The following is a 24,504-nucleotide window of genomic DNA, read 5'->3' on the forward strand; positions in this document are numbered from 1 at the left end:
ACCACCTCACCCGTTCCACGGTACGGCGCGACGCGTCCCGGGGCCGGGCCCCGGGACGCGTCGGACGCCGTCGGTCACGCGTTGCCGCCGGCCTGCTGCGCCGCCTGCGCGTTGCCCTCGGCGGCCCGGTGCGGGCTGCCCGAGCCCTTGGCCGCCTCGGCGAGGGACTTCTTGACCCCCTCCAGCAGCTCCACCCAGCTCGCCTCGAACTTCTCCACGCCCTCGCGCTCCAGCGTGGCGATCACGTCGGACAGGTCCACGCCCACCGACTGGAGGTCGGCGAAGACCTGGCGGGCGTCGTCGTACGCGACTGTGACGGTGTCCGGCTTCGTCTCGCCGTGCTCGGCGTAGGCGTGGATGACCGGCTCCGGCATGGTGTTGACGGTGCCGGGCGCGATCAGCTCCTCGACGTAGATGACATCCCGGTAGTCCGGGTTCTTCGTCGACGTGGAGGCCCACAGCGGGCGCTGCGGGTGGGCGCCCGCGTCGGCCAGCTTCTGCCAGCGCGCCGAGGAGAAGACCTCGCCGTAGCGCTCGTACGCCAGCCGGGCGTTCGCCACAGCGGCCTTGCCGCGCAGCGCCTTGGCCTGGTCCGAGCCGATCTTCTCCAGCCGCTTGTCCACCTCGCTGTCGACCCGGGAGACGAAGAACGAGGCGACCGAGCCGATCTTCGACAGGTCGTGCCCGTTGGCCTGCGCCTGCTCCAGGCCGGCCAGGAAGGCGTCCATCACCTGCGAGTAGCGGTCCAGGCCGAAGATCAGCGTGACGTTGACGCTGATCCCCTCGGCAAGCGTCGCGGTGATCGCGGGCAGGCCCTCCTCGGTGGCCGGGATCTTGATGAACAGGTTCGGCCGGTCGACCAGCCACCACAGCGCCTTGGCCTCGGCGACCGTCTTCGCCGCGTCGTGCGCCGAGCGCGGGTCCACCTCGATCGAGACCCGCCCGTCGACGCCGCCGCTGGTCTCGTACGAGGGGCGCATCACGTCGCAGGCCCACCGCACGTCGTACGTGGTGAGCATGCGGACCGCCTCCTCGACGTCCACATCACGCACGGCGAGGTCACGAAGCTGCCAGTCGTACTCGTCGGCGTCGCTCAGCGCCTTCGCGAAGATCGTCGGGTTGGTGGTCACCCCGGCGACGTGGCTCTCCCGGCGCAGCTTGTCCAGCCCGCCGGAGCTCAGCCGTACCCGGGAAAGATCGTCGAGCCAGATCGCCACACCGGCGCCCTGGAGTTCACTCAGCCTGTCCGTCATGCCGTCCACGCTCCCCTCAGTTGCCGGTCGTGAAACCGGTGATGTCGCCCACCCGGGTCAGCGCCGCGTGCGCGGCGGCCACGATCCGGTCGGGGGTGAACCCGAACTGCTCGAAGAGCACGGTGTGCGGCGCGCTGGCGCCGTAGTGCTCGATGCTCACGCACTCGCCGCTGTCGCCGACGATCGCGCGCCACGACATCGCGATGCCCGCCTCCACGCTCACCCGTGCCTTTACCCCGCGAGGCAGCACCGACTCCCGGTACGCCTCGTCCTGGGCGAAGAACCACTCCTGGCAGGGCATGGAGACGACCCGGGTGGGGGTGCCGTCGGCCTCCAGCCGCTCCCGCGCGGTGAGGCAGAGCTGCACCTCGGAGCCGGTGCCGACGATGATCACCTGCGGCTTGCCGTTCGACGCCTCGGCCAGCACGTACCCGCCCTTGGCGACGCCCTCGGCGCCGCCCAGGTCGGTGCGGTCGAACGTCGGCAGCGCCTGGCGGCTGAGCGCCAGCGCGGTCGGCCGGTCGGTGTGCTCCAGCGCCTGCCGCCACGCCCAGACCGTCTCGTTGGCGTCGGCCGGGCGGACCACGTCCAGGCCGGGGATGGCCCGCAGCGCGGTCAGGTGCTCGATCGGCTGGTGCGTCGGGCCGTCCTCGCCGAGGCCGATCGAGTCGTGCGTCCAGACGTACGTCACCGGCAGCTTCATCAGCGCGGCCAGCCGCACCGCCGGGCGCATGTAGTCGCTGAAGACCAGGAAGGTGCCGCCGTAGGGGCGGGTGCCGCCGTGCAGGGCGATGCCGTTGAGGATCGAGCCCATGGCGTGCTCGCGGATGCCGAAGTGCAGCGTGCGGCCGTACTCGTCACCGGGGAAGTCCTTGGTGGCGTGCGCGGCCGGGACGAACGACGGCTCGCCCTTCATGGTGGTGTTGTTGCTCTCGGCCAGGTCGGCCGAGCCGCCCCACAGCTCGGGCAGCACCGGCGCCAGGGCCTCCAGGATCTTGCCGGAGGCGGCCCGGGTGGCGACGCCCTTGGCGTCCGCGCCGAAGGTCGGCAGCGCGTCGGTCCAGCCGGTCGGCAGCGTACGGGTGGCCATCCGGTCCCACAGCGCCTTGCGCTCCGGGTTGGCCTGTGCCCACGCGTCGAATCCGGTGGTCCACTCCGCCTGCGCCTGCGCGCCGCGTTCCAGCACCTGGCGGGCGTGCTTGAGCACCTCCTCGTCGACCTGGAAGGTGCGCTGCGGGTCGAAGCCGAGGATCTCCTTGGTGGCCTTGACCTCGTCCGCGCCGAGCGCCGATCCGTGGATCTTGCCGGTGTTCTTCTTGTTCGGCGCGGGCCAGCCGATGATCGTGCGCAGCGCGATGAACGACGGCCGGCCGGTCTCCGCCTTGGCGGCCAGCAGCGCCTGGTACAGCGCCTCCACGTCCTCGTGGTAGTCGCCCTGGTCGGCGTCGCCGCTGCGCCAGTCGACGGTCTGCACGTGCCAGCCGTACGCCTCGTAGCGGGCCGCCACGTCCTCGCTCTTGGCGATGCGGGTGTCGTCCTCGATCGAGATCTCGTTGTCGTCGTAGATCACGCAGAGGTTGCCGAGCTGCTGGTGACCGGCGAGCGCGCTGGCCTCGTGGGTGATGCCCTCCTCGATGTCACCGTCGGAGGCGATGCACCAGATGTCGTGCCGGAACGGCGAGTCGGCGCGGTCCGGCTCGGGGTCGAACAGGCCGCGCTCGCGGCGGGCGGCCATCGCCATGCCGACCGCGTTGCCGAGGCCCTGGCCGAGCGGCCCGGTGGTGGTCTCGACGCCCGGGGTGTGGCCGTGCTCCGGGTGGCCCGGCGTGAGCGAGCCCCACTGGCGCAGCGCCTTGAGGTCGTCCAGCGCGAGCGGGTAGCCGGAGAGGAAGAGCTGGATGTAGAGCGTCAGGCTGGAGTGCCCGGCGGAGAGCACGAACCGGTCGCGTCCGGCCCAGTTCGGGTCGGCCGGGTTGTGCCGCATGACCCGGTTGAAGAGCAGGTACGCCACCGGGGCGAGGCTCATCGCCGTCCCCGGGTGGCCGTTGCCGGATTTCTCCACGGCGTCCATGGCCAGCACGCGGACCGTGTCGACGGCCCTGCGGTCGAGGTCGGACCAGTTGAGAGCGGGAAGCTCGGGTCGGTTGGCAGCCACGATGGTTGTGCTCCTCGGCAGATGGGCGGAACCCTCACTGATGACCCTATCGAGCGGTGCTAAACGTCCGCCCGGGGATCTCAGCATGCTGTTCTGTACGGATCGCCGGCGTCCGGTCGTTCAACCCTCGGTGTGACGGCTCGCACCGTTGCCGGGTCCACGGGGCAGCGAAAACGACGCCGCGTAGTGTGTGGGGCGGTGTGTGGACCCGCAGCGGTCCGGGCCGAACGACCTCCCCCGCCGATGCCGGAAGGTGGCAATCCGTGAGCATGATCACCGAGCGCCCCGTCAGCAACCCTGCCGGGCAGTCGCCGGTGGGCGCGGTGGCGGAGGCGCCGGCGAGCGGCCGGCGGGACGTACGCGCCGTGGTGGCGGCGTACGTGACGCTGACCAAGCCGCGGATCGTCGAGCTTCTCCTGGTCACCACAGTGCCGGCGATGATGCTGGCCCACGGCGGGATGCCGTCGCTGTGGCTGGTCGCCGTGGTGCTGGTCGGCGGGTCGCTCGCGGCCGGCGCGGCGAGCGTCATCAACTGCTACATCGACCGCGACATCGACCAGCTCATGCGGCGGACCAAGCGTCGCCCGCTGCCCGCGCACACCGTGTCGCCGCGCAACGCGCTGGTCTTCGGCCTGGTGCTGGCGGCCGTGTCGGTGGCGCTGATGGCGGTGGCGACGAACTGGCTGGCGACGGTGCTGACGCTCGCCGCGATCGCCTACTACGACCTGGTCTACACGCTGTGGCTGAAACGGACCACGGCCGCCAACACGTTCTGGGGCGGCATCTGCGGGGCGGCGCCGGTGCTGATCGGCTGGGCCGCCGTCACCGGCACGCTGGCGCCGGCCGCGTGGGGCCTGTTCGCTGTGGTCTTCTTCTGGCAGATGCCGCACTTCTACGCGCTGGCCATCAAGTACAAGGCCGACTACGCCCGCGCCGGTGTGCCGATGCTGCCGGTGGTGGCCTCGGTCCGGCGGGTCAACGCCGAGATCATCGGCTTCTCCTGGCTGACTGTGCTCTCCTCGCTGGCGGTCTGGCCGCTCGGGATGAGCCCGATCTACGGGGTGACGGCGCTCGTGGTCGGCGGGATCTTCCTCGTCGAGGCGCACAAGCTGTGCCGGCGCGCGACGCGCGGCGAGGCGGTCAAGCCGATGCGGCTGTTCCACTGGTCCACCACGTACCTCACGATCCTCTTTGCGGCCGTCGCGCTCGACGCGCTCATCTGACCCGCCCGTCCGGCGGTTCATCAGAAATTTTTTTCGGGCTTTCCCGGGGGGGTCCAACCCGGACAGATTGTGACGATCTCGCCCGCCCGCTTCGCCCAGATATAAGCGACATGTACGGGCGAATTACCTGTGGTTCTTCTTAAACCGATGGGTAATTGGCATCACATTCAGTTCATGGTTCTCGCACATCCGGGTGGAACTCTGCTTAGGCTTCGCGTCATGGCAGATGGTTCCGATACGACGCTGACGGCTGACAAGACCGCCGAGCAGGCCCCCAACGGCCTGGTCGCGGGCATCAAGTCGTTCGCCGCCGGACACGGCGGCGCGAAGGCGGTCATCGAGTACGTCGGCAAGCGCGGCGCACGGATCGTCCTCGTGGGTTCCGACGGGGTATGGGCGGACCAGTTCGCCGACGGCACGGACGTCGCGCGGCAGGCCTGCGCGAAGGCCGGGGTCGACGTCGAGAACGCCTGGGAGCGTGAACTGATGGACCAGATGCGTCCGAGCAACGACCTGTGGCGGTCGATGGCCCGGCGCACGATGGCCCGTTGACATATACCGAATGACCAACCACCACCAGTCGACCCGGGGGAGACCCCGGGTCGCTTTCGTCACCTGTGCCGAACTGCCCGACCTCGACCCGGACGACCGGCTCGCTCTCGGCCCGCTCTCGGCCCGTGGCGTCACCACCGAGATCGCGGTCTGGGACGACCCGGCCGTCGACTGGTCCGGGTACGACCTGGCCGTGCTCCGCTCCCCGTGGGACTACGCACGGCGGCGGGACGAGTTCGTCGCCTGGGCGCGTACCGTGCCGGCCCTGGTCAACCCGGCCGACGTGGTCGCCTGGAACACCGACAAGCGCTACCTGTCCGAGCTGGCCGCCGCCGGCGTGCCCACCGTCCCGACGGAATGGGTCGAGCCGGGGCAGGCGTGGACGCCACCGGCCGGCGGCGAGCACGTGATCAAGCCGGCTATCAGCGCGGGCAGCCAGGACACCGGCCGCTACGACCTGACCGACAGGGAGCACCGTGAGCTTGCGGTGGCCCACGTACGGCGGCTCTCCGACGCCGGGCGGGTCACCATGGTCCAGCCGTACCTCGGCGCGGTGGACACCGCCGGGGAGACCGCGCTGCTGTTCCTGGCCGGCCCCGGCGGCCTGGCGTTCAGCCACGCGATCCGCAAGGGCCCGATGCTGACCGGGCCGGACCTGGGCGAGGCCGCGCTCTACAAGGAGGAGCGGATCGACGCCCGTGCCGCCACGGCGGCGCAGCGCTCAGTGGCCGAGAAGGTGCTCGCGGTGGTGCCCGGCGGCCCGGACCGGCTGCTCTACGCCCGCGTCGACCTGATCCCCGGCCCGGACGGCGAACCCGTGCTGGTCGAGCTGGAGCTGACCGAGCCGAGCCTGTTCGTCGGGTACGCCGACGGCGCGCCGGACCGGCTCGCCGACGCGGTGCTCACCCACCTGGCCCGCCGCTGAGGCCACCGGCCGGGCGACCGCGGCGGCCCGCACCGGCACCGGCGCTCAGTCGCGGTCGCTGTGGTTGCGCGCCCAGCGGCCACCGATCGGCGGCGTGTCCAGCCGCAGCGCGGCCTCGGTGCCGGCCAGGTCGTTGTCCTCGAACGCGCAGGAGACGCAACTGCCCGTCTCGGTGACCCAGATGCCGTACGCCTGGGTGTCGGCGTCCCGGTGCCAGATCCGGTTGCCGCGCACGGTGGCCGAGTCGAACGGCGCGGCGATCGTGACGCCGCCGCAGGCGGGCGGTGAGTCGGGCAGCTCGTACGACGCGCCGGGCCCCGGCGTGGCGGCGCTCCAGCCGGTGGAGCCGTCCGGGCGTACCTCGGCCAGGGAGAGCCGGTCGGCGCTGTTGTCGGACACCACCGCGTCGCGGGAGCCGACCCGGACCACCTTGCCCCGGTGCCCGCCGGCCGGCCAGTCGGCGTTGCCGTCGGTGACCTCGCGCGGGCCGTAGCGCACCGCGTCCCCGGAGCCGGAGCAGGCCGGTGCGGAGCGGCGGCCGTTGTCCCGGATCCGATTCCCGACGATCGACGTGTCCACCATCGGCCGGTCGATCCGGATGCCGTCCAGCGCGTTGTCCCGGATGTCGTTGTCCTGGATCACCACGTCGGCCGCCGCGCCCCGGTAGCCGTGGCCCAGGTCGTGCTCGTGGTAGCCGAAACCGCCGTTGCGGCTGATCCGGTTGCCCTGCACCGTGTACGGGCCGGGGGTGTTGCCCATGCTGATCCCGTCGCCGACGTTGGCGTCGATCACGCAGCCGGTGACCAGGCCGCCGCGTCCGGCCACGCCGGCGGTGCCGTTCCCGGACACGTCGAAGCCGGCCTCCAGGTTGTTGGTCATGGTGCAGCCGGAGACGATCAGCCCGTCCGCGCCCCAGTCGGAGATGCCGAACCGGTTGGCCTGGCTGTGGCAGCCGATGATCCGGAAGCCGCGCGGCGGGGTCCAGTAGTCCTTCTGCAACTCCAGGAAGATGCCGTTGGTGCCGTTGCCGATGGTGGTGCAGTTGGTGATGGTGAGGCGCTCCACGTCGCCCCAGCCGCCGATGCCGATGCCGATCCCGGCGCCGCCCATCTGGTCCTCGTTGTCCAGCCGGCCGCACCCCACCGCGACCACCCCGTCGATCAGGCTGTCCTGGAGGAAGTCGCAGCCCAGGCCGGTGGCCCCGGTGTGGTGGATGTAGAGGTTGCGGAACACGCCGCGCACCACGTACTGCAGGCCCAGCCCCTTGGCGAGGTAGTCGTAGGCGGTCTGGGCGACGCCGGAGCCGTCGATCTCGAAGTCCGCGAACGTGCAGTCGGTGATGTGCCGGTCCCGGTCCGCGCCGTGCTGCACGGTGGTCCAGAAGGCGAGCGGGACCGGGGCGCTGCGGTTGCCCTCGTTGCTGAGCAGGAAGCGGGTGGCCGCCGGGCCGGCGCCGAGCAGTGAGACGCCGCTGCGCCAGACCGTGCCGGCGTCGCGGATCGAGTACAGGCCGGGCGGGCAGTAGATCACCCGGGCCCGGCCGTCGGCGTCGTACCCGGCCCCGAGGCGGTCCACCAGCGCCGCCAGGGCGGGCTGGTCGTTCGTGACCCCGTCGCCGGTGAGGCCGTACTCGCGGGCGTCGCACCACAGCGGCGCGCCGGCGACCGGGGTCAGCCGTTGCGGGGTGGTGGTGGAGAGGCTCTTGCGCGACACGGGGAGCTCCCCTCGGCGGACGGCAGGTGGCCCGTGCCGCATTCCCGCTCCCGCCGCGCGGTAACGCCCCGCTCAGGCGGCGGCGCCCACCCGTTGCGCGGTGGGCGCGGCCGGTGCCGCCGGGGCGGCCGGCAGCCGCTCCCGGGTCGCCCAGAGCACGCCCAGCGTGGCCAGCAGCACCAGGCACGAGCCGAGCATGTGCGCGCCGACCAGCACGACGGGCAGGTGGGTGAAGTACTGGACGAAGCCGATCACGCCCTGGCCCAGCTCGACCGCGATCAGCACCGCGGCGGCCCGCGCCGCCCGCGCCGCGCCGACCGCCCGGAACGCGAAGTACAGCGCCACCGACAGGCCGATGAGCAGGAAGACGCCGTCGGCGTGCACCTGCGAGATCGCCGCCGGGTCCAGGCCGTTGCGGGCCGCGCCCTGGTCGCCGGCGTGCGGTCCGCTGCCGGTCACCCACGTGCCGACCACCAGCACCGAGGCGCTGACCGCCGTGGTGATCCAGGCGAGGGTACGCAGCGGCCCCGGCACGGTCGGCGTCACCGGCCCGTCCGGCTCCTTGACGCGCCGCCAGAGTGCGTACGCGGCGGCGATCACCACCATCGAGGCGAGGAAGTGCAGCCCCACCACCCACGGGTTGAGGTCGGTGAGCACCGTGATGCCACCGAGGACCGCCTGGGCGGGGATGCCGAACAGCACGCCCACGGCCAGCGGCAGCGTCCCGCGGCGGCGGGGACGGTGGGCCAGCACGGCCAGCACCACGGCGAGCGCGATGATGCCCACCGCGAAGGTGAGCAGCCGGTTGCCGAACTCGATCACCCCGTGCACGCCCATCTCGGCGGTTGTGGTGTACGAGTCGTCGGTGCACCGCGGCCAGGTGGGGCAGCCGAGGCCGGAGGCGGTGAGCCGGACGGCCCCGCCGGTGACCACGATCGCGACGTTCGCGATGATCGAGGCGAGCGCGAGGCGGCGCAGCAGCGTGGCGGAGACCGGAAACCGGACGGATCGCTTCACGAAGCGAATCCTACGCACCGTAGTTGATCCCGATCGGGTGACTCCGGCACCCCGGTGGTCGGAATCACCGGACCCCGGGTTTGCAGGCCCTCGGCGAATTACGTAACGTTGCCGTTGTGAAAAACGCGGCGGCGCTCTCCCGGACGCCGGTGACCGGTCCGGTCGCCGGTGGTTCGCGCGCACGTCGCAGCGTACGGGAGGCCGCTCCGGCCGACCTGTCGACCCGCGACCGGGTCACCCAGCTGCTGCTGGAGCGCGGTCCCACCACCGCCGCGCAGCTCGGCTCGGCGCTCGGCCTGAGCCCGGCGGCGATCCGCCGCCACCTCGACGCGATGCTCGCCGACGGTGACGTGGTCGCCCGCGACCAGACCGTACGCGGCAGCCGCGGGCGCGGCCGGCCGGCGAAGGTCTTCGCGCTCACCGAGGCGGGCCGCGGTCGCTGCGGCACCCACCACTACGACAACATGGCCACCGCCGCGCTGCGGTGGATCGCCCGCACCGGCGGCACCGAGGCGGTCGCGGCGTTCGCGGCCGAGCAGGTCTCCGCGCTGGAGACCCGCTGCCGGGCGGCCATGGAGGACGCCGGTGACGCCCCGCTCGCGCGGGCGGAGGCACTCGCCGGCGCGCTCACCGCCGAGGGTTACGCTGCCAACGCGTCCACGATCGCCTCCGGCGGCCAGCTCTGCCAGCACCACTGCCCGGTGGCGCACGTGGCCGCCGAGTTCCCTCAGCTGTGCGAGGCCGAGACCGAAGTGATCTCCCGTCTGGTCGGCACTCACGTACAGCGCCTGGCCACCATCGCGCACGGCGACGGCGTGTGCACCACGCACATTCCCGCCCAGTCCGGTTCCACCGTCACCACTGTGAGGACAGATAGATGACCGAGCAGATCGTCCAGCCCCTGACCCAGGAGGAGCAGCTCGCGGCCCTCGGTCGTTACGAGTACGGCTGGGCCGACCCCGACGTCGCCGGGGCGTCCGCCCAGCGCGGCCTCAGCGAGGCGGTGGTGCGCGACATCTCGGCCAAGAAGAACGAGCCGGCCTGGATGCTCGACCTGCGGCTCAAGGGCCTGCGCCTGTTCGGCCGCAAGCCGATGCCGAACTGGGGCGCCGACCTCACCGGGATCGACTTCGACAACATCAAGTACTTCGTCCGGTCCACCGAGAAGCAGGCCACCTCCTGGGAGGACCTGCCCGAGGACATCAAGAACACCTACGACAAGCTCGGCATCCCGGAGGCGGAGAAGCAGCGCCTGGTCGCCGGTGTCGCGGCGCAGTACGAGTCCGAGGTCGTCTACCACCAGATCCGTGAGGACCTGGAGGAGCAGGGCGTCGTCTTCCTGGACACCGACACCGCGCTCAAGGAGCACGAGGACCTGTTCAAGGAGTACTTCGGCACCGTCATTCCGGTCGGTGACAACAAGTTCGCCGCGCTGAACACCTCCGTCTGGTCCGGTGGCTCGTTCATCTACGTGCCGAAGGGCGTGCACGTGGACATCCCGCTGCAGGCCTACTTCCGGATCAACACGGAGAACATGGGCCAGTTCGAGCGGACGCTGATCATCGTCGACGAGGGCGCGTACGTGCACTACGTCGAGGGCTGCACCGCGCCCATCTACTCCTCCGACTCGCTGCACAGCGCCGTCGTGGAGATCATCGTCAAGAAGAACGCCCGGTGCCGCTACACGACCATCCAGAACTGGTCGAACAACGTCTACAACCTGGTCACCAAGCGCGCCGTGTGCCACGAGGGCGCGACCATGGAGTGGGTCGACGGCAACATCGGCTCCAAGGTCACCATGAAGTACCCGGCGGTCTACATGACCGGCGAGCACGCCAAGGGCGAGGTGCTCTCGGTGGCCATGGCCGGCGAGGGCCAGCACCAGGACGCCGGCGCCAAGATGGTGCACGCCGCGCCGCACACCTCCTCGACCATCGTGTCGAAGTCGATCGCCCGGGGCGGCGGCCGCACCTCGTACCGGGGTCTGGTGCAGGTTCTGGAGGGCTCGACCAGCAGCAAGAGCACCGTCAAGTGCGACGCGCTCCTGGTCGACACCATCTCCCGCTCCGACACCTACCCGTACGTCGACATCCGCGAGGACGACGTGTCGATGGGGCACGAGGCGACCGTCTCCAAGGTCAGCGAGGACCAGCTCTTCTACCTGATGAGCCGGGGCCTGAGCGAGGACGAGGCGATGGCGATGATCGTGCGCGGCTTCATCGAGCCGATCGCCAAGGAGCTCCCGATGGAGTACGCGCTGGAGCTCAACCGCCTGATCGAGCTGCAGATGGAAGGCGCCGTCGGCTGACGCCGGCCGCCCTCCGCCTCACCTGACACCTCGTCGCAGAACACCAAGGAAGAGATGACTACCCAGGCTTCCGCGCCGCCCACGACCAAGTCGCAGGCGCTCCGCTCGTACGACGTCGCCGACTTCCCGGCCCTGACGGGCCTGGAGGAGGAGTGGCGCTTCACCCCGCTCAAGCGCCTGCGCGGCCTGACCGGGTCGGCGCAGGGCGCTACCGGCACGGTCCGGCACGAGTACGGTGACCTGCCCGAGGGCGTCACCGTCGATCGGATCGGCCGCGACGACCCCCGGGTGGGCAGCGTGCTCACCCCGTTCGACCGGGTCAGCGCGCTCGCGTACGGCGGGGCCGACGGCGCGCTGCTGGTGCGCGTCGACCGCGACGCGGTGGTGGAGCAGCCGGTACGCCTGCGGGTGGTCGGCGAGAACGCCGAGGCGCTCGCCTTCGGTCACACGTTCGTCGAGGTGGACCGGTTCGCCGAGGCCACCGTGGTGATCGAGCACGTCGGCTCGGCCACGCTGGGCGACAACGTCGAGGTGACTGTGGGCGACGGGGCGAAGCTGACCCTGGTCACCGTCGCCGACTGGGCCGACGACGCGGTGCAGGCGCAGCACCTCAAGGTGCGGCTGGGCCGCGACGCCCGGATCGTGCACGTGCAGGTCAGCCTCGGCGGCGACCTGGTCCGGCAGTACACGTCGGTGGAGTACACCCAGCGCGGCGGCGAGGCCGAGCTGTACGGCGTCTACTTCGCCGACTCGGGCCAGCACCTGGAGCACCGGCAGCTGGTCGACCACACCGTGCCGGACTGCCGCAGCAACGTCGGCTACCGGGGCGCGCTGCAGGGCGACGACGCGCACACGGTCTGGGTCGGCGACGTGCTGATCCGCGCCGAGGCCACCGGCACCGACACGTACGAGATCAACCGGAACCTGCTGCTCACCGACGGCGCGCGGGCCGACTCCGTACCCAACCTGGAGATCGAGACCGGCGAGATCGCCGGCGCCGGGCACGCCAGCGCGACCGGCCGGTTCGACGACGAGCAGCTGTTCTACCTGATGGCCCGGGGCATCCCGGAGGCCGAGGCGCGGCGCCTGGTGGTACGCGGCTTCTTCGCCGAGCTGATCAACAAGATCCCGGTCGAGGACCTGCGCGAGCGCCTGGGCGACGCCATCGAGGCCCGGCTGGCGAAGGCCGGCGCCTGATGCTCAAGATCTGCTCCACCGAGGACGTGCCGAAGGGCACCGCGATCAGCGCCGACGTCGACGGCGTGCAGGTCGCGATCGTGCACGGCGAGGACGACGTGTTCTACGCCGTGCACGACGAGTGCTCGCACGCCGCCGTGGCGCTGTCCGAGGGCGAGGTCGAGGGCTGCACGCTGGAATGCTGGCTGCACGGATCCCGTTTCGACCTGCGTACCGGTGAGCCCACCGGGCTGCCCGCGACCGAACCCGTACCCGTCTATGCCGTCGAGGTCCGCGACGGTGACATCTACCTTTCCGTGGACGGCGACGGCCGTCCGCTGCCGAGCAATGGAGTGACCCGCTGATGAGCACCCTGGAGATCCGCGACCTGAAGGTGTCGGTCAAGCTGCCCGAGGGTGAGCTCAAGCCGATCCTGCACGGGGTCGACCTGACCGTGCGCTCCGGCGAGACGCACGCCATCATGGGCCCGAACGGCTCCGGCAAGTCCACGCTGGCGTACTCGATCGCCGGTCACCCGAAGTACGAGATCACCGGCGGCGAGGTGACCCTCGACGGCGAGGACGTGCTGTCCATGTCCGTCGACGAGCGCGCCCGCGCCGGCCTCTTCCTGGCCATGCAGTACCCGGTCGAGGTCCCCGGCGTGTCGGTGGCCAACTTCCTGCGTACCGCCAAGACCGCCATCGACGGCGAGGCGCCGAAGCTGCGCACCTGGGCCGGTGAGCTGCGCGGCGCCATGGAGAAGCTCCAGATGGACCCGGCGTTCGCCCAGCGCAACGTCAACGAGGGTTTCTCCGGCGGTGAGAAGAAGCGGCACGAGATCGTGCAGCTGGAGCTGCTCAAGCCGAAGATGGCCATCCTCGACGAGACCGACTCCGGCCTGGACGTGGACGCGCTGCGCGTGGTCAGCGAGGGCGTGAACCGGGTGCGCGACACCGGCGACACCGGCCTGCTGCTGATCACCCACTACACCCGCATCCTGCGCTACATCAAGCCCGACTACGTGCACGTCTTCGTGGCCGGCCGGATCGTCGAGCAGGGCGGCCGGGAGCTGGCCGACAAGCTCGAGGAAGAGGGCTACGAGCGGTACGTCGCCGGGGCCGGCGCGGCGCGGGCCTGAGACTCGACATGACCTCGATGGCCATCCCGGCGGGCATGCCGCAGTACGACGACGTGCCGCGCTTCGACGTGGCGAAGGTGCGGGCCGACTTCCCGATCCTCGACCGGGAGGTCAACGGTCACCCGCTCGTCTACCTGGACAGCGCGAACACCTCGCACAAGCCGCGGCAGGTCCTCGACGTGCTCGCCGAGCACTACGCGATGCACAACGCCAACGTGTCGCGCTCGGTGCACACGCTGGGCACCGAGGCGACCGAGGCGTACGAGGGCGCGCGGGCGAAGATCGCCGCGTTCATCAACGCGCCGAGCGTGGACGAGGTGGTGTTCACCAAGAACTCCACCGAGGCGATCAACCTCGTGGCGTACGCGTTCTCCAACGCCTCGCTGCGCGCGGACGGCGACCCGCGGTTCCGGCTGGGCCCGGGCGACGAGATCGTGATCTCCGAGATGGAGCACCACTCGAACATCGTCCCGTGGCAGCTGCTGGCGGAGCGCACCGGCGCGACGCTGCGCTGGTTCCCGGTCACCGACCAGGGCCGGCTCGACGAGTCCGGCCTGGACGACCTGGTCACCGAGCGGACGAAGATCGTCTCGCTGGTGCACATGTCGAACATCCTCGGCACCGTCAACGCCACCTCGCGGATCACCGCGCGGGTGCGTGAGGTCGGCGCGTTGCTGCTGCTCGACTGCTCGCAGTCGGTGCCGCACCTGCCGATGGACGTGGTCGACTACGACGCCGACTTCATCGTCTTCACCGGGCACAAGATGTGCGGCCCGACCGGCATCGGCGTGCTCTGGGGCCGGGGCGAGCTGCTCGCCGCGATGCCCCCGGTGATGGGCGGCGGCTCGATGATCGAGACGGTGACGATGGCGGGCTCGACGTTCGCCGCGCCGCCGGCCCGGTTCGAGGCGGGCACCCCGCCGATCGCCGAGGCGGTGGCGCTCGGCGCGGCCGTGGACTACCTCACCGCGATCGGCATGCCGGCCATCCAGTGGCACGAGAAGGAGCTGACGGCGTACGCGCTGGACGCCCTCGCCACGGTCCCGGACCTGCGCATCTTCGGGCCGAGCGTGCCGGTGGGCCGGGGCGGGACGATCTCGTTCGCCCTCGGTGACGTGCACCCGCACGACGTCGGGCAGGTGCTCGACTCGCTCGGCGTGCAGGTGCGGGTGGGACACCACTGCGCCAAGCCGGTGTGCACCCGATTCGGGGTGCCGGCCATGACGCGGGCGTCGTTCTACCTCTACACCACCACCGCGGAGATCGACGCCCTGGTGGCGGGTCTGGAGCGGGCACGGAAGGTGTTCCAGTGATGCAGCTCGAATCCCTCTACCAGGAGATCATCCTGGACCACTACAAGCACCCGCACGGCCGTGGCCTGCGGGACGCGACGGACCCGGCCGCCCGGGTCGGCGAGGCGCACCACGTCAACCCGACCTGCGGCGACGAGATCACCGTACGGGTGGCGACGGACGGCAGCGTGTTCACCGACATCTCGTACGACGGGATGGGCTGCTCGATCAGCCAGGCGTCGGCGAGCATCCTGCACGAGCTGCTGCGCGGCAAGGCCGCGAGCGACGCCGCTGCGGTGCACGAGGCGTTCGTGCAGTTGATGTCCGGGCGGGGTCAGGTCACGCCGGACGAGGACGTGCTCGGAGACGGGGTGGCGTTCGCGGGTGTCGCGCGCTACCCGGCCCGGGTCAAGTGCGCGCTGTTGTCGTGGATGGCGTTCAAGGACGCCGCGGCACGCGCCGGGGTGGGCGTGAGCCCGGAGGTGAAGGCATGAGCGACGAGAACATGACCCCCGAGGCCGGCGCGGTGGCGACGGACGGCACCGCCGTCAACGGAGTTGTCGCCGACGGTGCGGCCGCGGGTGCGGCGCCGGCGGGCGGCAAGGCCGCGATCGGTGACATCGAGGAGGCGATGAAGGACGTCGTCGACCCTGAGCTGGGCATCAACGTGGTCGACCTGGGCCTGGTGTACGGCGTGCACGTCGACGACGAGAACGTCGCGACCCTGGACATGACGCTGACCTCGGCGGCCTGCCCGCTGACCGACGTGATCGAGGACCAGGCGCGGCAGGCGCTGACCACCGGTCCCGGCGGCGGCCTGGTCAACGACATCCGGATCAACTGGGTCTGGCTGCCGCCGTGGGGCCCCGACAAGATCACCGACGAGGGGCGTGACCAGCTTCGCTCGCTCGGCTTCAACGTCTGACCGTTCCCCGGTCACCGCTGCGGGCGCGGCACCCCAACCAGAGGGTGCCGCGCCCGCAGCGCTTTCCCACCCCCGCCGCACCGCACTCGTCAGCCAGGCCCGCCGCCCACCTCCAGGACCGCGTCCCCCGAAGATCTTGGTACGAAGTGGCCCTCACAGGGGCCGTTCCGTACCAAGATCTCTCTCTCCCCCCTCCCCCCGAGCCGAGCCGGCGCTGCACCGCTCTACCAGCCCGCCCCCCCGGCGATCTTGCATATTCTGCCCGGGCGAAACGGATATTTCTGTCGTATCCGGGGCCGCAGATCGGTGAGGAGGGGGGAGGGGAGAGGGCGAGGGACGGGGCGGGGTGGGAAATGGGGTGGCGGGGTGGGGGAGGGCTGACGCAGGATTTGGCGGTGATCGAGGCGTGCCCGAAGCAGCTTTCTGTCCGTGCGGCCGTGGCCGCACGCCGACAGCGCGCCCTGCCGCCGGCCGCCTCGTCCCACCACCCGTCGTCGTGACGGGGGCGTTCCTCGCCGGCCTGGTCGCCGGCTACGGCGTCGCCATCCCGGTCGGCGCTATCGCGATCCTCATCCTGGGGCTCAGCGCGCGAACCTCGTTCCGGGTCGGCTCGGCGGCGGCGCTGGGCGTGGCGGCCGCCGACGGTCTCTACGCGGCGGTGGCGGCGCTCGGCGGCGCCGCGGTGGCGACCGGCCTCGCACCGTTCGCGGGTCCGCTGCGGGTGCTCGCCGCAGGGGTGCTGCTGGCCCTCGCCGCACTCACCGCCTGGCGGGCGCTGCGCCCGCCGGCCACGACGCCGGATGCGAGCGCCCTGCGCCCCTCGGCCACGACGCCGGAGCCGAGCGCGCGGGGTGGTGGGCTGGACACGCCGGTGCGCGCTTTCGGCGCGGTTCTCGCGCTGACCCTGCTGAACCCGGCCACTGTGGTCTACTTCGTGGCGCTCGTCCTCGGCCGGGGTGACGTGCTCGGCTCCGGCCCGGTCGGCGCGGCCGCCTTCACCGCCGGGGTGTTCCTCGCCTCGGCGAGCTGGCAGTTGCTGATCGCCGGGGGCGGCTCGCTGATCGGCCGGGCCCTCACCGGTCCCCGCGGGCGGCGGATCACAGCGCTGCTGTCCAGCGTCATCGTCGCTGCCCTCGCGGTCGCCACAGTGCTCGGTGTCTGACCGAAGGGGACAGCAGCGATGTACCGGCTGGATTTCGGGCCGGTTCATGATCTGTTACCAGCGGATCGGCCGAAACGGCGGTTGCGGGTGACGGAAGGAGCCGTTCCGGGTCCTTCGTCCGACCACAGGTGTCCTCGGCCGTCGGGCCGACCGGCTCGGCCCGGCGAAGCGCGGATCCCGCGAGCCGGGACGCCCGGATCACCGTCCAGACAGAACCACATCATCTTTGCGGGTGATGTTCGCGGTCGCGAGTGGTCCTAGGGTCACGGAACAATCCGTGAACCGTTCACGTACGTCCGGTCACCTCCGCCGGTCGTGCGTCGGTCCACACCCGACCGCACAGGGAGAAGACTTGAGGACCACCCTGGGGCGTCCGCCGCGCGACCGGCAACCCGCCGGCCTGCCTCGGCGCGGACGGACCGCTGCCCTCCTCGTCGCCGCGCTGGCCGCGGCGACGCTTCCCGTTCTCGCGGCGCCCGCGCCCGTCTCCGCCGCACCCGCTGTCCACGGACCGTGGCAGAAGGTGGACGGCAAGCCGGCCGCCTCCAAGGCGGGCCGCAAGGCCGCGATCAAGGCCAAGCGGCTGGCCGCGTACAAGCTGGACCGCGGCAGCATGAAGGGCCTGCTGGACAAGGCGCCGGCCGAGCAGCGCGTGGCGGTGGCCCGCGTGCCGAAGCAGGTGGTGTCACTGCCCGCTCCGGACGGCACGTTCCAGCGCTTCGAGCTGGTCGACTCGCCGGTCATGGAGGCCGGCCTGGCCGCCGAGCACCCGGAGATCACCACGTACGCCGGCAAGGGCCTGGACGACCCGACCGCGACCATCCGCGCGGACCTCACCCCGCTCGGGTTCCACGCCTCGATCCGTTCGGCGGAGGGCAACTGGTACATCGACCCGTACTACCAGCGCGACCAGAGCCTGTACGCGAGTTACTTCGCCCGCGACCTGGAGCACCCCGAGGGCGAGTTCGTCGAGCGTGAGGACGTCACGCAGGAGGCGCACGCGCTGGCCGAGGAGATCGCCGAGGCGGAGGTCCCGGCCGGGCCGCTGGTGAAGCTGCGCACCTACCGCGTGGCGCTGGTGACCGACCCGTCGTACGCCACCTACTTCGGCGCGGAGAACGTCACCGCCGCGAAGGTGACGCTGATGAACCGGGTCACGCAGATCTACGAGGACGAGACCGCGACCCGGCTCGTCCTGATCAACGACACGGACAAGACGAACCTGAACACGCCGGCCCTGGCCACCGAGCCGAACGGCCCGTGCGGCGCGGCGGCCTGCTTCACGCCGGCGCAGCTCACCTCCTGCGGCAGCGGCACGCTCAGCCGTAACCGGATCGTGCTCGGCCAGCTCGTCGGCGCGAGCAACTACGACGTGGGCCACGTCGGCCTGGGCGTCAACGGCGGCGGTGTGGCGAGCCTCGGCGTGATCGGCGGCAACGGCAAGGCGCAGGGCTGCACCGGCCTGCCGACGCCGGTCGGCGACTTCTACGCGGTCGACTACGTCTCGCACGAGATGGGTCACCAGTTCGCCGGCAACCACACCTTCAACGGCACGCAGTACAACTGCTCGGGCGGCAACCGCAGCGCGGCCAACTCGTACGAGCCGGGCAGCGGTTCGTCGATCATGGCGTACGCGGGCATCTGCCAGCAGGACAACCTCCAGCCGCACAGCGACCCGTACTGGTCGCACCGCAGCTACACCGAGATCACCAACTACGTCACCTCGAACCGCCCGGCGATCAACGAGGTGCAGACCGTCTCGCTGTACGGGTTCGACGCCGACGGTGACTCGTTCACCATCAGCTACGCGGGCGCCGACTCGGCGCCGATCGTGCGGGGCGTCAACTACACCACCGCCGGCATCAAGGCCGCCGTCGAGGGCATCGCCGGCTGGCCAGCCGGCGCGACGGTCACGGTGGCCGCGTTCGGTGGCAGCGGCACGCTCAACGACAACGGCTTCCAGGTGACCTTCGGCGGCACGCTGGCGACCACGAACGTGGCGTCGCTGGAGCTGACGAACGCCGCCGGCGCCTCCGGCTTCGTCGGCGAGACGGCCAAGGGCGGCGCCATCGACAACGGCGGCTGGGTGGTCGAGGAGACCACCAACCACGCCCCGGTGGTCACCGTGCCGGAGACCGTCACCATCCCGGTGCGTACGCCGTTCGCGCTGACCGGCAGCGCCACCGACGCCGACGGCGACACGGTCACCTACCTGTGGGAGCAGAACGACAGGGGCGCCACGACCGGCACCGCGCTGACGAACAACACGAAGGTCAACGGCCCGCTGTTCCGGGTGTTCGGCGAGGCGGCGATCGTGTCGCCGACCGACACGCTGAAGTACCACTCGCCGGGCCTGAACTCGGTCACCACCGACTCGACCCGCGTCTTCCCGGACATGTCGCAGATCCTGGCCGGCAACACCAACGCCGCCACCGGCACCTGCCCGGCCGCCCCGGCGCCGCCTGCGACCGGTGGCGCCTCGAACGTGCCGGCCGAGCTGGTCGACTGCTACTCGGAGTTCCTGCCCACCCGCGACTGGGTCGGCATCGCCGGTGACCGGACCCTGCACTTCAAGCTCACCGCCCGCGACGGGCGGCTGGGTGGCGGTGGCATCGGCAGTGCCGACGTCGCCGTGGTGCTGGCGCCGGACGCGGGTCCGTTCCTGGTGACCTCGCAGGGCACCGCGGCCGTCCTGGACGGCGGCTCGACCCAGACCGTGACGTGGGACGTCGCCGGCACCGACGTGGCGCCGGTGAACGCCGCGCAGGTGAAGATCTCGCTGTCCGCCGACGGTGGGCGGACCTTCCCGTACGTGCTGGCCGAGCGGGCCGCAAACACCGGCTCGGCGACGGTGACGCTGCCGAACGTGGCGACCGGGAAGGCCCGGATCAAGATCGAGGCGGTCGGCAACGTCTTCTTCGACGTCAACGACGCCGACTTCACCATCCGGTCCGCCTCGGTCGTCACCAGCACCGCCCCGGACGGCGGCGTACACGTGCAGTACAGCGACGCGCTCTCGCCGGCCGTCACGGTCACCGCCACCGACGGCGACACCACGGGCGCGGACCTGAGCGCTGCCGCCACCGGGTTGCCCGCCGGCCTGTCCCTGGCGGTCACGAGCACCTCGGCGGCCGACGCCCGGCCCGGCTCGCGGACCTGGACGGTCGCCGGCACCACCACGGCGGCCCCGGGCGACTACCCGGTCACCGTGGCCGTGTCCGACGGCTCCGGACTGACCGGCAGCACCTCGTTCACCGTCACGGTCGCCGCCGAGGACGCGGCCGTCAGCTGGGCCGGTGACACGCTCGTCAACACCGCGACCAGCGGCGCGTCCGGCCAGGTGCTGCTGCGGGCCGTGGTCCGGGACAGCTCGGTGCTGCCCGGGGCGACGGACACCACAGCCGGTGACATCCGTACCGCCACCGTCACCTTCGTCACTGACGGCGTGCCGCTCTGCACCGGCGTGCTCGACCTGCTCGGCACGGCCACCACCACCGCGTCCGCGGCGTGCACGGCCACCCTGCCGAAGGGCACGCACACCGTCACCGCGACTGTGGGCGGCAACTACACGGGCAGCACCACCGCCCAGGTGACAGTCGCCGTCTCCGACGGCGGGTTCCTCACCGGCGGCGGCGAGTTCACCGCCACCCGCCCGGCGGGGACCTACCCGGCCGACGTCAACTCCACAGTCGAGGTGGAGCTGAACGCGAAGCCGGGCAAGGCGAACAAGGCCGCCACGGGCAAGGCCGAGGTCGAGTTCCGCTCCGGCGGGAAGTCGTACACGATCAAGGCCGGCACCGTCGACGCGCTCGGCGTCACCTCGGCGGGCAGGACCGCCCAGGTGCGCTACCAGGCCGCCCTGTACGACAGCACTGGCAAGCAGGTGGCCTCCGGCCTGACGCTGGCCGTGACGGTGACCGACCGGGGCGCCCCCGGTAGGAACGACACCGTCGGGGTCACGCTGTGGCGGGGCGGCTCGCTGCTCTTCTCGTCCGACTGGACGGGCGGCGCGACCGCCGAGGTCAAGCTGAAGGGCGGCAACCTCACCGTCCACTGATCCACACGCTGTTTGACGCGGGAGGGCACCGGCCACGGTGTCCTCCCGCGCAGTTTTCTGGTCGTGCCAGCCGCGATTCGGAATAGCCGGCGACGTTTATTGGCGAACAGTTCAGGCGGGGCAGGCGCCCTCGTGCCAATTCAGTTTCGTTACGGCCATCGGCACGTAGAAGATGTTTCCGCCCCGGGGCACGCAGGTGGTGCGGGTGGTCGTGGACCCGTCGGGCCAGGTGTAGACGAATTCCATGTCGACGTTTCGGGACGTGTAGTTGTAGTAGGTGAGCGCCGGCACGCTGCCGGACCATTCACTGCTGGTCACCAGGGATGGGGTCTCGACGGGAGCGGGTGCCGGGAAGGCCCAGTTGGGCCAGACGCAGAACGTACCGGGCTGGCAGTTCCCGGGTGGCCACGCCTCGTCGGAGCTTGCCTGAGCTGCCGCCGAGGCGGGGGCAGCGGTGGCCAGCAAACCGGCGACGGTTGCGGTCAGGGCCATGGATTTCAGCAGCACGAGGCACCTCTCGGAATAGTTGTTGATTGACAAGCGACGTTATCAACGGTCATTTGACCAGTCAAGTACTTGCATTCTGCCGGATTGGACGCTAATTGATGTTGCGGAGCGTCGCGGATTCCGGCCCGCGATGGCGGCGGCTGGCGCCGCCCGAGGGCCGACCGGCCCGGCCGTGTCGCTGGGTAGGGTCGGTGGCATGAGCAGCCGACCCGCCGCCGGCGGCGGCCGGTGGGTCGAGGTCGACCCCGGCCGCGTCGCGCGCTGGGTCGAGGGATTCGGCGGCCGGCACGGCCCGCCGACGACGACCGCGCAGGAGTACGGGCTGCTGCTCACCGCCCCGGACGGCGCCACCGCCGAGCTGCACACCCCGCCCGGCGCGAGCGCGTCGGCGGACGTACCCGGATTCGTCGCCGCCGCCGGCGCGGCCCGCCGGCTCGGTCTGCTCCTGGCCCGCAAGGGCGCCGTCGCGGTCGGTGTCGCCGACGGCACCGACCTGGTGGTCTCCAAGGTGGACACCCGGTACGTGCAGGGGCGCACCGCGGCGGGCGGCTGGTCCCAGCAGCGGTTCGCCCGGCGGCGCGACAATCAGGCTAAGGCCGCGCTGGGCGACGCGGCCGAGCTGGCCGTACGCCTGCTGTTGCCGGAGGCGGGCACGCTGGCGGCGCTGGTGTGCGGCGGCGACCGGCGCGCGGTGGACACGGTGCTGGCCGACCGGCGGCTGGCCCCGCTCGTGGTGTTGCGCGCGCCGCGCCTGCTCGACGTGCCGGAGCCCCGGCACGCGGTGCTGGTGGCCGCCGTCGCCGCCGCCCGCGCGGTCCACATCCTGGTCCGCTGAACAGGAAAGATCACCTCAAGACGCCGCAATCCCGCTCCTCGATGATGCATCGAATCGACTCGATGCATAAGGTCGGTGTCACGAAGCGGCGGGTCTCCGGGCGACCCGCAGGGCCCGCTTCGCCTCCGCCATCACGCGCCGACATCGTTGGGAGAGAACAACTTCATGAGCGGATATCAGGACGGCCGGCTGCGGGCCCGGTGGCGCCGTGCGACGAGACTCCTCGTCGCGGCGGCGGCGATGAGCGCCGGAAGCCTCGTGCTCACCGCCACGCTGAGCGCGGGTACGGCGAACGCCGGCCCGGTGCAGCGCGCCGCGCTCGCCGCGCCCACAGTCACCAGCGTCACCGCGGGCGGCGCGCACACGTGCGCGATCAGCACGGACGGGGGACTGTGGTGCTGGGGCTCGAACTACGGCGGCCAGCTCGGCGACGGGACCACCACCAACCGCAGCGCCCCGACGCGGGTCGGCACCGCCACCTGGACGAACGTCGACGCCGGCTCCGGGCACACCTGCGCGGTCCGCGCGGACGGGACGCTGTGGTGCTGGGGCTCGAACTTCCGGGGCCAGCTCGGCGACGGGAGCACCACCAGCCGCAGCGCTCCGGTGCAGGTCGGCACCGCGACCACCTGGGCACGGGTCGACGCCGGCCCCCAGCACACCTGCGGGATCCGCACCGACGGCACGCTCTGGTGCTGGGGCTTCAACCGGACCACCCAGCTGGGCGTCGGCGCCTCGCCGTACGTCGCGAACACGCCGTTGCAGGTCGGCACGGCGACCGACTGGGTGAGCGTCTCGACCGGATTCGGGCACACCTGCGGTATCCGGACCGGCGGCACGCTCTGGTGCTGGGGGTCCAGCTCGGACGGCCAGCTCGGACTGGGCAACCTGGCCCCTCAGACGGCGCCCGCGCAGGTCGGCACCGCGACCGGGTGGACCGGCGTCGCGGCCGGGTACGCGCACACCTGCGGGGTCCGCTCCGGCGCGCTGTGGTGCTGGGGTGAGAACGGATACGGGCAGCTCGGCGTGACCGGCTCGTACCGGACCGCGCCGGTGCAGATCGGCACCGCCAGCACGTGGAACCGGATCGCCGCCAGCAGCGACACGAGCTGCGCCTCGCGTACCGACGGCAGCCTGTGGTGCTGGGGCAAGAACTCGGCCGGACAGGTCGGCGACGGCAGCACCACCCACCGGTCCGCGCCCGTCCAGGCGGGCACGGCGACCACCTGGACCGGCGGGCTCGCGGTCACCGACCACGGCTGCGCGATCCGCACCGACGGCGGCCTGTGGTGCTGGGGCGACAACAGCGGAGGCCAGCTCGGCGACGGGCCGACGGGCGGATCGGCTCAGGCCCCCGAACCGAAGGTGTCGCAGGACTTCGGGTCACCGGTGGTGAAGCCCTTGGTGAACCACTGCTTGCGCTGCTCCGAGCTGCCGTGGGTGAACTCGTCCGGGTTCACCGGCCGGCCGGACCGCTGCTGGATCGCGTCGTCGCCGATCTTCTCGGCGGTGTCGATGGCCTGCGAGATGTCCTGCTCGGTGATGCTGGTGAAGATCTTCTGGCCCTTGTCGTCGGCGGTGCCGGTGGCGTTCTTCGCCCAGGCCCCGGCGTAGCAGTCGGCCTGCAGCTCCAGCTTGACCGAGAGCGCGTTGGCGTTCTGCGGGTCGCGCTGCTGCTGGCGGCGCATCTGCGCCTCGGTGCCGAGCAGGTCCTGCACGTGGTGGCCGTACTCGTGGGCCAGCACGTACGGCTGGGCGAACTCGCCCTCGGCGCCGAGCTGGTCGGCGAGCAGCTTGTAGAAGCTGAGGTCGATGTAGACCAGGTCGTCGGCCGGGCAGTAGAACGGGCCGACGCCCGAGTCGGCAGCGCCGCAGGCGGTGCTCACGTTCTGGCTGAAGAACACCGTCTTCGACGGCCGGTACTGCTCGCCGAACGCCTCCGGCATGGCGGTACGCCAGTACGCCTGGATCGAGTTGACGTAGAGCGCGTTGCGGCAGTCGAGCTGCTTCAGCGCGTCCTGCGCCGAGCACTTCTGCTCCAGCGAGGTGTTGTCGCCCTGCTCGTCACCGCCGCCGTTTGTGGCGGCGTTGAGGCCGAAACCGCCGCCCACCAGGGCGACGAGTACGGCGATGATGATGCCCACGATCCCGCCCCGGCCGCCGCCGATCGGGATCGGAATGCCCATCCCGCCGCCTCCGCCGGACCCTCGCCGGTCGTCCACCTGGCTGGTGTCGACCCGCGCGTTCTCGTTCAGCTCCATGTTGA

The 24,504-nt window shown here is 71.5% G+C and carries 20 protein-coding genes and 1 pseudogene; 15 read left to right on the top strand and 6 right to left on the bottom strand.

Annotated elements, in window-relative coordinates:
* Nucleotides 1–74 precede the first annotated feature (74 nt).
* Complete coding sequence (tal, locus tag Q3W68_RS25335) at nt 75–1,253, bottom strand: transaldolase (RefSeq protein ID WP_302907826.1); 1,179 nt, start codon at nt 1,251–1,253, stop codon at nt 75–77.
* Nucleotides 1,254–1,269: 16 nt separating this feature from the next.
* A complete protein-coding gene (gene tkt, locus Q3W68_RS25340) occupies nt 1,270–3,408 on the bottom strand; it encodes a transketolase (RefSeq protein WP_302907827.1) in 2,139 nt (712 codons plus the stop codon).
* 263 nt (nt 3,409–3,671) lie between these two features.
* Here tkt and Q3W68_RS25345 point away from each other — a divergent pair, with 263 nt between their 5' ends.
* The 3 genes from Q3W68_RS25345 to Q3W68_RS25355 all read left to right on the top strand — a co-directional run bounded on the left by Q3W68_RS25345 (nt 3,672) and on the right by Q3W68_RS25355 (nt 6,108).
* Nucleotides 3,672–4,631 (top strand): heme o synthase, encoded by a 960-nt coding sequence (locus Q3W68_RS25345; RefSeq protein WP_302907828.1) that lies wholly within the window; start codon nt 3,672–3,674, stop codon nt 4,629–4,631.
* A 219-nt stretch (nt 4,632–4,850) separates the two neighbouring features.
* Nucleotides 4,851–5,183: a hypothetical protein gene (locus tag Q3W68_RS25350; RefSeq protein ID WP_013287454.1), complete on the top strand. Its 333-nt coding sequence runs from the start codon at nt 4,851–4,853 to the stop codon at nt 5,181–5,183.
* Nucleotides 5,184–5,193: 10 nt separating this feature from the next.
* Nucleotides 5,194–6,108 (top strand): RimK family alpha-L-glutamate ligase, encoded by a 915-nt coding sequence (locus tag Q3W68_RS25355; RefSeq protein ID WP_302907829.1) that lies wholly within the window; start codon nt 5,194–5,196, stop codon nt 6,106–6,108.
* A 45-nt stretch (nt 6,109–6,153) separates the two neighbouring features.
* Here Q3W68_RS25355 and Q3W68_RS25360 read toward each other — a convergent pair whose 3' ends face one another.
* A complete protein-coding gene (locus Q3W68_RS25360; protein WP_302907830.1) occupies nt 6,154–7,821 on the bottom strand; it encodes a right-handed parallel beta-helix repeat-containing protein in 1,668 nt (555 codons plus the stop codon).
* A gap of 72 nt (nt 7,822–7,893) precedes the next feature.
* Nucleotides 7,894–8,856 carry a heme A synthase gene (locus Q3W68_RS25365; protein ID WP_302907831.1) on the bottom strand — a complete coding sequence of 321 codons (963 nt, stop codon included), beginning with the start codon at nt 8,854–8,856 and terminating at the stop codon, nt 7,894–7,896.
* A 98-nt stretch (nt 8,857–8,954) separates the two neighbouring features.
* Between Q3W68_RS25365 and Q3W68_RS25370 the strand changes: the two genes are divergently transcribed.
* The 10 genes from Q3W68_RS25370 to Q3W68_RS25415 all read left to right on the top strand — a co-directional run bounded on the left by Q3W68_RS25370 (nt 8,955) and on the right by Q3W68_RS25415 (nt 20,896).
* Entirely contained in the window at nt 8,955–9,719 is a 765-nt protein-coding gene (locus Q3W68_RS25370) for a metalloregulator ArsR/SmtB family transcription factor (protein WP_302907832.1), read from the top strand.
* Nucleotides 9,716–11,146, top strand: coding sequence for a Fe-S cluster assembly protein SufB (gene sufB, locus Q3W68_RS25375; RefSeq protein WP_013287447.1), 1,431 nt, complete (start codon nt 9,716–9,718; stop codon nt 11,144–11,146). Before Q3W68_RS25370 ends, sufB begins: the two co-directional genes overlap by 4 nt.
* Nucleotides 11,147–11,200: 54 nt before the next feature.
* The gene (gene sufD / locus Q3W68_RS25380) at nt 11,201–12,343 is read left to right on the top strand and encodes a Fe-S cluster assembly protein SufD (RefSeq protein ID WP_302907833.1); all 1,143 of its coding nucleotides are present in this window, start codon (nt 11,201–11,203) and stop codon (nt 12,341–12,343) included.
* Entirely contained in the window at nt 12,343–12,687 is a 345-nt protein-coding gene (locus Q3W68_RS25385) for a non-heme iron oxygenase ferredoxin subunit (protein ID WP_120568930.1), read from the top strand. The genes sufD and Q3W68_RS25385 overlap by 1 nt, the downstream gene beginning before the upstream one ends.
* Entirely contained in the window at nt 12,687–13,460 is a 774-nt protein-coding gene (gene sufC, locus Q3W68_RS25390; protein WP_120568931.1) for a Fe-S cluster assembly ATPase SufC, read from the top strand. The genes Q3W68_RS25385 and sufC overlap by 1 nt, the downstream gene beginning before the upstream one ends.
* 8 nt (nt 13,461–13,468) lie before the next feature.
* Nucleotides 13,469–14,773 carry a cysteine desulfurase gene (locus Q3W68_RS25395; protein WP_302907834.1) on the top strand — a complete coding sequence of 435 codons (1,305 nt, stop codon included), beginning with the start codon at nt 13,469–13,471 and terminating at the stop codon, nt 14,771–14,773.
* Complete coding sequence (gene sufU / locus Q3W68_RS25400) at nt 14,773–15,246, top strand: Fe-S cluster assembly sulfur transfer protein SufU (protein ID WP_302907835.1); 474 nt, start codon at nt 14,773–14,775, stop codon at nt 15,244–15,246. Before Q3W68_RS25395 ends, sufU begins: the two co-directional genes overlap by 1 nt.
* Nucleotides 15,243–15,677 carry a metal-sulfur cluster assembly factor gene (locus Q3W68_RS25405; RefSeq protein ID WP_302907836.1) on the top strand — a complete coding sequence of 145 codons (435 nt, stop codon included), beginning with the start codon at nt 15,243–15,245 and terminating at the stop codon, nt 15,675–15,677. Before sufU ends, Q3W68_RS25405 begins: the two co-directional genes overlap by 4 nt.
* Nucleotides 15,678–16,173: 496 nt before the next feature.
* Entirely contained in the window at nt 16,174–16,839 is a 666-nt protein-coding gene (locus Q3W68_RS25410) for a LysE family transporter (protein ID WP_302907837.1), read from the top strand.
* 352 nt (nt 16,840–17,191) lie between these two features.
* Nucleotides 17,192–20,896 carry a M12 family metallo-peptidase gene (locus Q3W68_RS25415; protein ID WP_302907838.1) on the top strand — a complete coding sequence of 1,235 codons (3,705 nt, stop codon included), beginning with the start codon at nt 17,192–17,194 and terminating at the stop codon, nt 20,894–20,896.
* A 111-nt stretch (nt 20,897–21,007) separates the two neighbouring features.
* On the opposite strand, the gene Q3W68_RS25420 is transcribed toward Q3W68_RS25415, so the two are convergent.
* Nucleotides 21,008–21,403: a hypothetical protein gene (locus Q3W68_RS25420; RefSeq protein ID WP_302907839.1), complete on the bottom strand. Its 396-nt coding sequence runs from the start codon at nt 21,401–21,403 to the stop codon at nt 21,008–21,010.
* A 196-nt stretch (nt 21,404–21,599) separates the two neighbouring features.
* Here Q3W68_RS25420 and Q3W68_RS25425 point away from each other — a divergent pair, with 196 nt between their 5' ends.
* Nucleotides 21,600–22,238 carry an acVLRF1 family peptidyl-tRNA hydrolase gene (locus tag Q3W68_RS25425; RefSeq protein ID WP_302907840.1) on the top strand — a complete coding sequence of 213 codons (639 nt, stop codon included), beginning with the start codon at nt 21,600–21,602 and terminating at the stop codon, nt 22,236–22,238.
* A 165-nt stretch (nt 22,239–22,403) separates the two neighbouring features.
* Nucleotides 22,404–23,567 (top strand): annotated as a pseudogene (locus Q3W68_RS25430) (RCC1 domain-containing protein); the annotation flags it as partial.
* Nucleotides 23,568–23,584: 17 nt separating this feature from the next.
* Here the strand turns inward: Q3W68_RS25430 and Q3W68_RS25435 are convergent.
* A complete protein-coding gene (locus Q3W68_RS25435; RefSeq protein WP_302907942.1) occupies nt 23,585–24,499 on the bottom strand; it encodes a neutral zinc metallopeptidase in 915 nt (304 codons plus the stop codon).
* Nucleotides 24,500–24,504: the final 5 nt, after the last annotated feature.

The organism is Micromonospora sp. C28ISP2-4, from assembly GCF_030519385.1.
Taxonomy (GTDB): Bacteria; Actinomycetota; Actinomycetes; order Mycobacteriales; family Micromonosporaceae; genus Micromonospora; species Micromonospora tulbaghiae.

What these genes read in the sequence shown, in the direction of transcription:
- tal (WP_302907826.1), bottom strand. Translation starts at nt 1,253, where the DNA reads ATGACGGACAGGCTGAGTGAACTCCAGGGCGCCGGTGTGGCGATCTGG.
- Q3W68_RS25350 (WP_013287454.1), top strand. Translation starts at nt 4,851, where the DNA reads ATGGCAGATGGTTCCGATACGACGCTGACGGCTGACAAGACCGCCGAG.
- Q3W68_RS25355 (WP_302907829.1), top strand. Translation starts at nt 5,194, where the DNA reads ATGACCAACCACCACCAGTCGACCCGGGGGAGACCCCGGGTCGCTTTC.
- sufB (WP_013287447.1), top strand. Translation starts at nt 9,716, where the DNA reads ATGACCGAGCAGATCGTCCAGCCCCTGACCCAGGAGGAGCAGCTCGCG.
- sufD (WP_302907833.1), top strand. Translation starts at nt 11,201, where the DNA reads ATGACTACCCAGGCTTCCGCGCCGCCCACGACCAAGTCGCAGGCGCTC.
- Q3W68_RS25385 (WP_120568930.1), top strand. Translation starts at nt 12,343, where the DNA reads ATGCTCAAGATCTGCTCCACCGAGGACGTGCCGAAGGGCACCGCGATC.
- sufC (WP_120568931.1), top strand. Translation starts at nt 12,687, where the DNA reads ATGAGCACCCTGGAGATCCGCGACCTGAAGGTGTCGGTCAAGCTGCCC.
- Q3W68_RS25395 (WP_302907834.1), top strand. Translation starts at nt 13,469, where the DNA reads ATGACCTCGATGGCCATCCCGGCGGGCATGCCGCAGTACGACGACGTG.
- sufU (WP_302907835.1), top strand. Translation starts at nt 14,773, where the DNA reads ATGCAGCTCGAATCCCTCTACCAGGAGATCATCCTGGACCACTACAAG.
- Q3W68_RS25405 (WP_302907836.1), top strand. Translation starts at nt 15,243, where the DNA reads ATGAGCGACGAGAACATGACCCCCGAGGCCGGCGCGGTGGCGACGGAC.
- Q3W68_RS25425 (WP_302907840.1), top strand. Translation starts at nt 21,600, where the DNA reads ATGAGCAGCCGACCCGCCGCCGGCGGCGGCCGGTGGGTCGAGGTCGAC.
- Q3W68_RS25435 (WP_302907942.1), bottom strand. Translation starts at nt 24,499, where the DNA reads ATGGAGCTGAACGAGAACGCGCGGGTCGACACCAGCCAGGTGGACGAC.